Below are 12,298 nucleotides of genomic sequence, written 5' to 3' on the forward strand. Positions count from 1 at the left end.
CACGTCGCGCTGCGCGGGGGCGTCGAGCAGGCGCAGATTGCCCAGGGAGACGTGAGCGTCGGCCAACAGTTGCGCCAGCAGATGGTGCAGGTTGTCCCCCAGCCGCGTGACCTGAGACGCGCTGAACTGCGCGCGGTCGTAGCTGAACTCCAGGCCCAGTCCGGTGCCCAGTTCGATGCCAAGGGTCAATGGGTAATGGGTGCGCTCATGGTTATGCAGCGGCCCGAAGGTCAGGCCGGCCGGCGCGCCTTGTTTCAGGGCTTCGGCCACCGGGAAGTTTTCAAACACCAGCAGCGTGTCGAACAGCGCGGCGCCTTGCTGGCCGGCCCAGCCCTGAATGTCATAGAGCGGCACATGCTCGTGATCACGCAGGCTGAGGTTCTGCGCCTGCAACTGGCTGAGCCAACTGGCGGCGGATTGCGCCGGCGAGGCGGCGCTGATGATCGGCAAGGTATTGATGAACAGGCCCAACTGCTGCTCGATCCCCGGCAACGGCGCGGAACGCCCGGCCACGGTGGCGCCGAAAGCCACGCAAGCCTGCCCGGTGTAGCGTTGCAGCAGCAGGCTCCAGGCGCCCTGCAACAGGGTGTTGAGGGTCACTTTATGTTGGCGGGCGAACTCACCGAGGCGCTGGGTGAAGTCACTGCCCAACACGACGTGATGCTCTGCAGTCCCCGCACCGTCAACCGGCGCGCGCAGCGCCTGGGCCAACCGGGTCGGCGCCGGCAATGGCGCCAGCTCGGCTTTCCAGAATGCTTCGCCGTTGCCTTGCTGTTGCAGCCAGCCCAGGTAATCTCGAAATTGCCCAAGCGGTGCAGGCACGGCCTGGGCCGCGTAATGAGCAAGCACTTCGCCGAGCAACTGGGCGTTGCTCCAGCCATCCATCAGGATGTGGTGGCTGGTGAAAATCAGCTGCCAGGTCGTGCCCGCGCCACGCACCAGCACCAGGCGAAACAGCGGCGCGGCATTGAGTTCGAAGCCGCGTGTACGCTCGGCGTTGGCCAGTGCATCGAAATCGGCGCGGGGGTCTTCAATCACTTGCAGTTGCAGGTCGACCTGGCGGCGAATCACTTGATGCGCGCTGTCCAGGCCCAGCCAATGGAAGCTGCTGCGCAGGATGTCGTGACGGTCCAGCGCGGCCTGCCAGGCGCGCCCGAACGCAAGCAGGTCGAGGCCGTCGATGTCCAGGCGCAGCTGGTTGATATAGGCCTGGGCCTCGGGTTCCAACAGCGTGTGGAACAGCATGCCCTGCTGCATCGGCGACAAGGGGTAAAGGTCTGCGATGGCCGGCCCGGCCACCGGCAATGCATCCAGTTGCGCCTGGGTGACGCGTGCCAGGGGGAAATCCGATGGCGTGACCTGCCCGGCCGGCGTGGCACAGCAATGTTCGATCAGGGTCTTGAGTTCAGCGGCGTATTCGTCCGCCAGGCGCTGGATGGTCGAGGGTTCGAACATCTCGCGACTGAAGCCCCACTGTAAGGCCAACTCACCGCCATACACCTGCCCTTCCACCGTCAGCCAGTTGGCCAGCGGCGCCTCGGGGTCCTGAGCCTGGCCACTGCCCTCGCCGGCCGGTACGAACAGCGCCGACTCATCGAACTGGCGGTCGAACTGGCCCAGGTAGTTGAAGGTGATGCGTGGCGCGGCCAGCCCGGCCAGGGATTCGCGCGCTTGCGGCGCGCCGAGGTAGCGCAGCAGGCCATAGCCCAGGCCCTTGTCGGGGACGGCGCGCAGTTGCTCCTTGACCGCCTTGATTGCACCGGACAGCTCGCCATCGGCTTGCAGGCGCAATGGAAACAGACTGGTGAACCAGCCGACGGTGCGGGTCAGGTCGATGCCATCGAACAGGTCTTCGCGACCATGTCCTTCCAGCTGGATCAGCGCGGCGGGTTGACCGCTCCAACGGCTGACCACCCGTGCCAGGGCGGTGAGCAACAGGTCATTGACCTGGGTGCGATAGGCCGCCGGCGCCTCTTGCAACAACTGGCGCGTGTGCTCGGCATCGAGGCGCGTTTCAAGCTTGGCGCCCAGGCGATTTTGCAGGCCACCCTCGGGGTGATCACAGGGCAACTCGGCATCGATGGATTGCGCCTGCCAGTACGGCAGTTGGTGATCGAGGGCCTGCGCGTGGTCTTGCAGGCGCTGCGCCCAGTGCTGGTAGGCGCTGGTCTTTGCCGGCAATGTCTGTTCGCGATAAGCCTGTTGCAGGTCTTCCAGCAGGATGCGCCAGGACACGCCATCCACCACCAAATGGTGCACCACCAACAGCAAGCGCTGGGTACCGTCGGCCATGTCGACCAGGGCGGCGCGCAGCAGCGGGCCGTGCTCCAGGTCCAGGCTGCGCTGGGCCTCATCGCACAGCGCGGCGAATTCGGCGTCGCTGCCGGCACGGGCCTGCCACAACACCGATGCGCCGACCTGCGCGGCGTGATGCTGTTGCCAACCCTCGGCCTGCGCCACGAAGCGCAGACGCAGGGCGTCGTGATGCCGGATCAATTGCATCACCGCCGCATCGAGTCGAGAGAACTCCAGGGTTTCACGCGGCGTCAGCAGCAATGACTGGTTCCAATGCTGACGCGCCGGGATGGTCTGGGCGAAAAAGCCCTGCTGCACCGGCGTCAGGATGACCTCACCGCTGACCGGGCCTTGATCGATCGCATTGAGCTCATCGAAGCTCGCCACCAGCGCCAGGCTGCGCACGCTCTGGTATTGGAACAGGTCGCGCGGGCTGAGGCGGATACCGGCCTGACGGGCACGGCTGACCACCTGGATGGAAATGATCGAATCGCCGCCCAGCTCGAAAAAGTTATCGTCCAGGCCTACGGCTTCGATGCCTAGCACACTGCTCCAGATCGCGGCCAAGGCTTGTTGCAGGGGGTTTTCAGGCGCGGCGAAAGCCTGCTGCGGCGCAGTGTCCGGCAGTGGCAGCGCCTTGCGATCGAGCTTGCCGTTGGCGGTCACCGGCAGCCTGGCCAGGGTGATGAAATGGGTCGGCACCATGTATTCCGGCAGGCTGTGGAGCAGCCAGGCCTTGAGGTCGCCGACGGCCTCGCTTTCAAGGACCAGATAGGCCACCAGCTGCTTGCCGCCCTGTACCAGGACCACTGCTTCGCGCACCTGCGGGTGCTGCATCAAGCGTGTTTCGATCTCGCCCAGTTCGATGCGCAAGCCGCGCAGCTTGACCTGGTGGTCGAGGCGGCCGAGGTATTCGATCACCCCATCGGCGCGCTGACGCACACGGTCGCCGGTACGGTACAGGCGCTCAGCGGCCACGAAGGGGCTCGGCACAAAGCGCTCGGCGGTCAGCGCCGGGCGACGATGGTAGCTGCGCGCCAGACCGGTGCCGCCCAGGTACAGCTCACCCGCAACACCGGCCGGTACCGGGTTGAGCTGGGCATCGAGCACGTAGGTGCCGAGGTTGGCGATCGGCCGGCCAATCGGCACGCTGTCGGCGCCTTCGTCGATGCAGGTCCAGTGGGTCACGTCGATCGCGGCTTCGGTTGGGCCGTAGAGGTTGTACAAGGCCGCATTCGCCAGCTTGGCGAACACCTGCAGTTGCGCGTCCAACGGCAAGGCTTCGCCGCTGCAGACAATGCGCTTGAGGCTGGCGCAGGCGCCTACACCTGGCTCATGGATGAACGCCTGCAACATGGACGGCACGAAATGCAGGGTGGTGATGGCGTGCCGCTCGATGGTCTCGATCAGGCGGGCCGGTTCACGGTGCTCTCCCGGTGCGGCTACCACCAGGCGCGCGCCGGTCATCAGCGGCCAGAAAAACTCCCACACCGAAACGTCGAAGCTGAACGGCGTTTTCTGCAGCACCGCGTCGCTGCCATCGAGTGCGTAGGCCTGCTGCATCCAGCACAGGCGGTTGACCAGCGCACGATGGCTGTTACCGGCGCCCTTGGGCTTGCCGGTGGAGCCGGAGGTGTAGATCACATAGGCCAGGTTCAACCCATGGAGGGTGACGTTCGGGGACTCGCTGCTGTAGGCGTCGAGCCAGTCGGCGGGCTGGTCCAGGGCTATCACCTGGATGCCTGCGGTCGGCAGTCGCGCCAACAGGTTTTGCTGGCTGAGCAGCAGCGTGATGCCGCTGTCGTCGATCATGTAGGCCAGGCGTTCCCCAGGGTATTCCGGGTCCAGCGGGACGTAGGCGCCGCCTGCCTTGAGGATGGCCAACAGGCCCACGACCATGTCGATGGAACGCTCGACACAGATCCCCACCAGCACATCCGGGCCGACGCCTCGCTCGCGCAATGCATGGGCTAACCGGTTGGCGCGCGCGTCAAGCTGGGCATAGGTCAGGGTGACCTCACCGAATACCAGCGCCGGCGCATCCGGCGTACGTTGGGCCTGGTCTTCAATCAGGTGATGGATCGCGCGTTCGGTCGGGTACGGCGCGGCGGTGTGGTTCCAGGCCTTGACCAATACCTGCTGCTCGTCAGCGCCCAGCATCGGCAACTCGCCGATGCGCTGTTCACCGTCCGCCACCATCGCCTGCAACAGGCTGATCCAATGGCGGGCCATGCGCTGGATGGAAGGCGCATCGAACAGGTCGTTGGCGTATGTCAGCGCGGCATGCAGGGTGCCTGATTTTTCATAGGTGTCGAGGGTTAGGTCGAACTGCGTGGTGCGACCCTGCCATTCCACCAGGGCCAGTTCCAGGCCGGATGCGGTGCTGACGGAGGCGATGTCCGCCACCACCGGCTGATGGTTGTACATCACCTGGAACAGCGGCGTATGGCTCAGGCTACGCTCGACTTTCAAGGCTTCCACCAAGCGTTCGAACGGCAATTCCTGATGCGCCTGGGCACCCAGGGCGTGTTCCTTGATGCCTTGCAGCAGTTCGGCGACGCGGGTTTGTCCGGTCAGTTCGGTGCGCAGCACCTGGGTATTGACGAAGAAACCGATCAGCCCTTCGACTTCAGTGCGATTGCGGTTGGCGATGGGCACACCGACGCGTATATCGCCCTGCCCCGTGTAGCGATGCAGCAGCACATTGAACGCGCCGAGCAGCAGCATGAACAAGGTGACGTTGTGCGTTTGCGCGCACGTGCGCAATTGCGCGGCCAGCGCCGGGTCGATCTCGAAGGTGTGGCGCGTGCCCTGGTAGCTGGGCATGGCCGGGCGTGGACGGTCGGTCGGCAGCTCCAGCACCGGGTGTTCATCGCCCAGGCGCGCCTGCCAGTATTGCAGCTGGCGCGCCTGCTCGCCGGCTTCCAGCCAGCGACGCTGCCAGAGGGCGTAGTCGCTGTACTGGATCGCCAGCGCCGGCAATTGCGGCGCTTCGTTGCGCTCGTGAGCGTCATAGAAACGGATGAATTCGTCGATCAACACATTCATCGACCAACCGTCGGAGACGATGTGGTGCAAGGTCAGCAGCAACACGTGCTCGTGTGCATCGAGCTTGAGCAGTTGCACGCGCAGCAGCGGGCCGTGTTCCAGGTCGAACGGCAACAGCGACTGACGCGTTGCCGACGCGTTGACGGCCTGCTCACGGTCAGCGGGGGCCAAGTTACTGAGGTCCAGGTGCTCGACTACCCCTGACGGTTCGATTGGAACCTGGGCCAGCCGCTCATCCGCCTGGCGCTGAAACACCGTGCGCAAGGTTTCGTGGCGCGCCACCAGGCTGGCGAACGCCTGGTCCAGGGAGTCCAGGCTCAGCGCACCCTTCAAGCGTACGGCGCCGGGCAGGTTATAGGCGCCGCTGGCCGGGTCCAACTGCCACAGAAACCACATGCGCTGCTGCGCGTAGGACAGCGCCTGGCGGTCCTCTGCCTCCACCCCCGCCGGAATCGGAAACCGGGAAAAATCCACGCCTTCTTTCTGCAGGGCCTGCAGGAACACTTGGCGCTTTTCCAGGGGCAACCCGATAAACCGGCGAGCAAGTTTCAAGGAGTCTTCAGCATTCATTTGTTGGAGTCCGGAGCAATAGGCAGGAAGCACAAAGGCACGTCGTCCCTATAAAACGAACCGCAGAGGGAAAAATTAGCGAGCAATGGGGGCTGCAAGCGAGGTGTCATCAAGGGTTACATCAATCTTGAGAAAGACACGTCAACCCAAGCTAGCATTGACGTACACCACTTTTTGCAACTACATTTAGTTACACGCAGGGAACTCCGTGTCCAAAAATGAAAAGCTGCTCGCCAAACTGCTCGATGAGCACGTGGCATTCACCTGGTCTGAACTCGTAACGCTGTTACGCCGACTGGGCTACACACAGATTGAAGGGGCTGGAAGCCGGGTCAAATTCGATATCGGCGACCCCAGTGCACTGATTACCCTGCACAAGCCTCACCCCGGCAACGAACTGAAACACTACATTCGGCGCCAAATCATCGAACAATTGAAATCAGGAGAACTGATTCAGTGAACAACCAGCTGAAACACAAAGGCTACATCGGCTCCATCGAAGCCAGCCTCGAAGACAACTGCCTGTTCGGCAAAATCCTGTTCATCAAGGCGTTGGTGAGCTACGAAGGCAAAACCGTCGCCGAGCTGGACGCGGCCTTCAGAGAGGCGGTGGACGATTACCTCGCCACCTGCCAGGCCCTCGGGCAAACGCCGGAAAAGCCTTGCAAGGGCTCGTTCAACGTACGCGTGGGTCATGATCTGCATTTGGCGGCAGCGCTGGCGGCGACCCGCAAGAAAGTGACGTTGAACGATCTGACACGCCAGGCGCTGAATGAGTTTTTACAACATCATTGCCCGGCGATTGGCTGACTGCCCAACCGCCGATACCCCAGCACGGCCGAACCCAACACCACCAACCCCGCCGCCAGCGCCACCCAGAACCCGCTGGCGGCGCCGGAGTGGTCAATCATCCAGCCCGAGCTGGCGGCGCCAATCGCCACGCCGATGCTCAGGCCGGTGATCAGCCAGGTCATGCCTTCAGTGAGGCGGCTCGGTGGGACCACTTGCTCCACCAGCGCCATGGACACGATCAGGGTCGGGGCGAAGAACAGGCCGGAGATAAAGATCGCCACGGCCAGGCCCGGAATATCGGTCACCCACAGCAACGGCAAGGTGGTCAACGCCGTGGCCACGCCGCAGAACAGAAACTGCCGGGGCAACGAGGCCTTGAGCTTGAGCGTGCCGAAAGCCAGGCCGGCCAGGCAGGAGCCGATGGCGTAGACCGACAGCACGATACTCGCCGCGGCGGGTTGACCCTGATGCTGGGCAAAGGCGACGCTGACCACATCCACCACCCCGACAATTACACCCATGGCCAGCAACAGGGTCATCAGGATCAGCACCGAAGGCGAGGCGATCAGCCAGCGTCCATGGTGGTCGTGGCGTGGGTGCACCGGCGGCTCGGTCTCGCGTTGCAGCACGAAAGTGGTCACGCCCACCGCCAGCAACAGCGCCGCCGCCAAAGGCCCGGCCTCGGCAAACAGCACCACGCTCAGACCGACCGAAATGGGCGGGCCGATGATAAAGCACACCTCATCGAGCACCGACTCCAGGGCGAACGCGGTTTGCAGCCTGGGCTGACCGCGGTACAACTCTGTCCAGCGCGCTCGCACCATGGCCGACATGTTGGGCATGCAACCGGCCAGCGCGGCGAACAGGAACAACGTCCAGTTCGGCGCCTGCACACGCGTGCACAGCAGCACCATCAACAACGCGCCCCCACCGATCAGCGCGGCGATCGGCAGCACCCTGCCCTGGCCGTATCGGTCCACCAGACGCGACACCTGCGGCGCACAAAATGCCGTGGCCAACGCGAACACCGCCGCCACCGAGCCCGCCAGGCCATAACCGCCATGCACCTGCGAGAGCATGGTGATCAGGCCGATACCGGTCATGGATATCGGCATGCGTGCCAGCATGCCCGCCAGGACAAAAGCGCGAGCGCCGGGAACCTGAAACAACGCGGCGTAGGGATTTGCCATTGATAAAGCGCCTTCTGTCCTTAGGTGGGGCAACCTTGTATCACACCAGCCGCTTGATCTGCTTATGCCGCCATACCAGGCGGTAATAGGCTGTCTGCAACACCAGCATCGCCAGGTAAGTCACCGGAAATGCCATCCATACGCCTTCCAGGCCAAAGTGCGCATTGAACAGGTACGCCACCGGCAATTCCACGCACAGCACACAGAAAATCGAGATAGCGACCGGCATCAGCACCACGCCGCTGGCACGCATGATCCCGCCGATCACGGCCTGGAAGCCGAACACCAGGATGCTCCACAGCATGATATGCAACAGGTGCTCGGCGTTGACGCGCGCGGCGGCGTCGGTGATGAACAGACCCAGCAGCCAATGCGACAACCCGTAGCCGAGCACGATCAGGCCACCGGTGAGGCCGGTATTGATCAACAGCCCGGTGCGCAGGATCGGCCCGATGCGCTCCAGGCGACCGGCGCCAATGGCCTGCGCGCCCAGGATCGAGGCGGTGATGGCAATCGACAGCGCCGGAAACTGCACGTAATTGACGATCTGCGTCACCGCGCCGTACGCCGCCGTTGCCTGGGAACCATGGCCGTTGACCAGCGCCAGGATGACCAATTCGGACAACGACAGCACCACCATCTGCAAGCCGGTAGGCAACCCGATGCGCAGGACCTTGCCGAGGATCACCCGGTCCAGGCGCAGGGCTGCGAGCATGTCGCGATCCGGCGCCATCACATGGTGCTTGTGGCGCAGGCGCAGAATCAGGAACAGCATCGCCAGGGCATTCCCCGCCAGCCCGGCGTACGCCGCACTCTGGATGCCCATGGGCGGCAGGCCGATCCAACCGCGGATCAGCGCCGGCGTCAGCAACAAGCCCACCAGGGTCGATACCATCAGCGCCAACAACGGCGAAACCGTGTCGCTGACGCCGCGCAGCAGCTGGGTATAAAGGATAAAGACCAGCAGCAGCGGCATGATCAGCATCATCACCTGGGCGTAGCCCACCGCATCGTCCAGCACATCGACGGGGGTTCCCAGGGCCTGCAACGCGGGGCGCGCAAACAGCCCACCCAGTACGGCCGCGAGCAAGCCTATCAGTGCGCCCAGGGTCAGCGTGGCGCCGGTGATCACCTTGACCAGTCCAGTCTCCCCGGCGCCCCAGGCCTGGCCGATCAGCACCGAGGCGCCGGCACCCAGGCCAATCACCAGGGCGATGAAGAAAAACACGATGGGGAACATGCCCGACACCGCCGCCAGCGCGTGGGTACCGAGCATCTGCCCGACATAGATACCGTTGAGCGTACCGGAGAAGCTTTGCAGAAAATTGGAGAGCACCATCGGTGCCAGAAAGAACAGGTAAACCTGCCACAACGGTCGTTGCTGGGTGACTTCCATGATGGTTTGGGCCCCTGGGTGGCAGTGGAGTGGTCAATCGCTTGAGGCTGTTGGCGCTGAACCGCCAATGGTACGCCGAGATCGATGGACCACTCCAGAGGGCAGGTAGTTGCGTGCAACGAGGCAGGTGCCAGGGACGGCTGCTATCCGCCTACCGGAAAGCAGCCTTTGATAGCCGCAAATATTACCCGCCGGCGGATACGGAGAAGTTACCCGCATACGCGCTGGCGTAGGGTTTGCTTGGCGCACGGGAGGATTGCTGGTCGATCATATGGTCGATGTTGACCATATCAAAGCGTTGGTCTTCAGCGCCCGGCTTGCCCTCCTCCCGAACGCCGATATCCAGCTCACGCAACAAGCCAGGACGATTGAGCAATTCCAGGGCCACTTCGCGCGCTTGCGGACTGAAGGTTCGTGTGGACGGGGTAAGACCCGCCGCCTCTTTCAGCTCATTCACATTGACGTACTTGTCATCCGCACCGGCGGTAAACTGTCTGAAATTATTTTTGACGACATGCAGCAGCCCTTCGTCGCTCATCGTCCTGAATGTATTTGATGCATCCCCCAGGTCCTGCCGGGAGATACTGCCGTCAAGCACGCCACTGCGGCCTTGATCCAGTGTCTTGAACAGTTGTCCTCGCTCCATCAATTCCTGCGCGACAGCAGTATCGGCCGCACTGATGGGCCGTCCATCCAGGGTATGTCCCGACGCAGCGGCGCTCAGCGACTCATCCGTGATGCTACCTCGTGAAGGATCTTGCAGGGCACCGAAATGGGAAAGCACCTTGGCCGAGAACGCCTCGTCACTGTCATTGGCATAGGGTCGACCTGCGGCCGTCATCGGGCTCCATGGCTGGCTACCTTGCACACCCATATAAGACGGGGGCTGCGACGCCTGCCAGCCTTGCATGCCTTGCGGCCCACCGAATTCAGGTTGCGCGTTGAACTGAGGAGAATATTGCTGATTTATTCTCTGCTGTTGCATCGCGCCGTTATTCCCTCCGGCAAATCGATTGCCTGACAGTGGGGAATAGCCGCCCGCCTCCTGCTGAGACAACTGACCGATAGCCAGTTGCATATCCTCGCGGTTAATCAGGCCATCTTCCTGAGCGCCATTTTGAACACCGTCAAACAGGCTTGCGAGACCGGGCCGACCCAATATATCCCTGGCAAGCAACGTCATCTGATCATCATGACCGCCCATCCCCAATGGACGATTGGCCACATCAGCCAGCGACTCTCGAGACGCGAAAGAACTGCCAGGCGATCTGAAATACTCGAAGTTTTGCAGCAGCATGTCTGCAACGGCCGAGTGGGAATAATTGCTGGTCATTACGCTGGGCATATTCGCCATCGCATTACCCGCTGAGGGAAATTCGTAGTTCTGCACGGGCGGAGGCGAATAGAACGGTTGGTTTAAGTAAGTATTCATCATGGCAACACCTCATGTCTTGGACGTAACAACGGCCTGGCCAAACAAACAAGCGCTCGGTTCGGCTGCCTGTTGGTGGCAACTGAAACAGTGCAGTTCCAAACACACATAGGGTTTTCGCATCAGAATCGGACTATCCACCAAACGCCTGCGAGGGCCGGCGAAGTGCAGGGTCAAGCGGAGCGATCTGCGGCCCGACCGCCGTCGTGGCGCAGAACACGTAGCTTGAGCAGCGAGTGGCGCATCTCGCGGTGGCGTTCGCTATTGAGCAGCAGCAATCCGCACAGCGGACATACGACACCCAACGTATAGGCCAAGGTGTGGGGATGGTACTGCAGGGTCGGTACCACCAGCATCAGACACATCGCAAAATAGCCTGCCAGGACAACACCCGCCCAACGCCGACCGCACACCATCATGACATTGGAAAACACGGCAACAGTCGCCAATGCGACAAGACTCCACCCGGACATCTGCGCTTTGAGCGACGGATCGAACCGGCGCAGATAGGTCGAATCATCCAATACCGTCACCAGGATGCCTGACAAAATCGCCATGGCCGTCGTGCCGAGAAGCACTGGCAGGTAGCGGCGCAAGACGCCAGCAATTGAGTCACTCGCTTTCAATACGCTGGAAGCCATTCCGTTGATCCTGAACTCATTGAAAGCTCAGAGCGTAAAGAATCCTCATCCTTCAATAATGTAGGAAAAATTCCATTTCATGGCGAGACACTTCCTGATATGGCTTGCAGCCCGCGCCTACTGCGGGGCAATCGGCAGCGCACGTTTATGCGCTGTCTTGCCATATGCCGCCTCGACAATCGCCCTCACCCGCTCGCTCACCGGTTCGCCCATCAAGTACGCGTCGATCTCGGCGTACGAGCAACCGTAGGCGTCCTCATCGAGTTTTCCCGGTGCCAGTTCTTCAAGATCGGCAGTCGGCGGCTTTTGCGCCAGTTTTGCCGGGGCACCGAGTGCGGTGGCAAGCAGGCGCACCTGGGATTTGGTCAGGCCAGACAACGGCGCCAGGTCGCAGGCGCCGTCGCCGAATTTAGTGAAGAACCCCATCAGCGCTTCAGCCGCCTGGTCGGTGCCGACCACCAGGCCATTGTGCAGGTTGGCGAGTGCATACTGCGCGATCATGCGCGCGCGGGCCTTGACATTGCCCTTGATGAAATCGCGTTGTGCGGCACTGGCTTGCGCAGCGGCCAGGTTGGCCATCAGGCCGTCGACACTGACGGCAATGTCCAGGGTGTCGACATGGTCCGGCAGGATAAAATCCAGGGAGGCCTGGGCATCGTGTTCATCGCCCTGGGTTTTGTAGGGCAGACGCATGGCGATAAAGCGCGCGGCGTAGTCTTCGTCGCGCAGTTGCTGCACCGCCAGCTGGCACAGGCGGCCTGCGAGCAATGAGTCGACACCGCCGCTGATACCCAGTACCAGCGCCTTGCAGGCAGAAGCGCGCAACACGCGCTTGATGAAATCGATGCGTCGTTGAATTTCCCGGGCCTCGCCACCAGCAACCAGCAAGCGGTCGACGTTCAACTCACGGGCGATGCGTTCTTGAGTGTGCATG

General features: G+C 62.5%; 8 protein-coding genes. 2 read left to right on the plus strand and 6 right to left on the minus strand.

The window, feature by feature from the left end:
• Positions 1-5,913: non-ribosomal peptide synthetase (locus BFP90_RS14435; protein ID WP_141688963.1), on the minus strand; the 5,913-nt coding region annotated here is incomplete at its 3' end.
• Positions 5,914-6,121: 208 nt separating this feature from the next.
• On the opposite strand from BFP90_RS14435, the gene BFP90_RS14440 reads away from it, so the two are divergent.
• Together BFP90_RS14440 and BFP90_RS14445 are read left to right on the plus strand one after the other, a co-directional pair.
• Entirely contained in the window at positions 6,122-6,373 is a 252-nt protein-coding gene (locus BFP90_RS14440; protein ID WP_065894295.1) for a type II toxin-antitoxin system HicA family toxin, read from the plus strand.
• Positions 6,370-6,723: a type II toxin-antitoxin system HicB family antitoxin gene (locus tag BFP90_RS14445; RefSeq protein ID WP_065894293.1), complete on the plus strand. Its 354-nt coding sequence runs from the start codon at positions 6,370-6,372 to the stop codon at positions 6,721-6,723. The genes BFP90_RS14440 and BFP90_RS14445 overlap by 4 nt, the downstream gene beginning before the upstream one ends.
• On the opposite strand, the gene BFP90_RS14450 is transcribed toward BFP90_RS14445, so the two are convergent.
• The 5 genes from BFP90_RS14450 to nadE form a co-directional block, all read right to left on the minus strand.
• Positions 6,702-7,895 carry an MFS transporter gene (locus BFP90_RS14450; protein ID WP_065894291.1) on the minus strand — a complete coding sequence of 398 codons (1,194 nt, stop codon included), beginning with the start codon at positions 7,893-7,895 and terminating at the stop codon, positions 6,702-6,704. The genes BFP90_RS14445 and BFP90_RS14450 overlap by 22 nt on opposite strands.
• 40 nt (positions 7,896-7,935) lie before the next feature.
• Complete coding sequence (locus tag BFP90_RS14455; RefSeq protein WP_065884695.1) at positions 7,936-9,291, minus strand: MATE family efflux transporter; 1,356 nt, start codon at positions 9,289-9,291, stop codon at positions 7,936-7,938.
• Positions 9,292-9,475: 184 nt separating this feature from the next.
• Positions 9,476-10,726 carry a hypothetical protein gene (locus tag BFP90_RS28825; RefSeq protein WP_065897134.1) on the minus strand — a complete coding sequence of 417 codons (1,251 nt, stop codon included), beginning with the start codon at positions 10,724-10,726 and terminating at the stop codon, positions 9,476-9,478.
• A 170-nt stretch (positions 10,727-10,896) separates the two neighbouring features.
• Positions 10,897-11,364, minus strand: a complete 468-nt coding sequence (locus tag BFP90_RS14465; RefSeq protein ID WP_065897136.1) for a hypothetical protein — start codon at positions 11,362-11,364, stop codon at positions 10,897-10,899.
• 117 nt (positions 11,365-11,481) lie between these two features.
• Positions 11,482-12,297 (minus strand): ammonia-dependent NAD(+) synthetase, encoded by an 816-nt coding sequence (gene nadE / locus BFP90_RS14470; protein ID WP_065894283.1) that lies wholly within the window; start codon positions 12,295-12,297, stop codon positions 11,482-11,484.
• Position 12,298 lies beyond the last annotated feature (1 nt).

Origin of the sequence: Pseudomonas sp. 24 E 13, from assembly GCF_900004715.1 — a bacterium.
Taxonomy (GTDB): domain Bacteria; phylum Pseudomonadota; class Gammaproteobacteria; order Pseudomonadales; family Pseudomonadaceae; genus Aquipseudomonas; species Aquipseudomonas orientalis_A.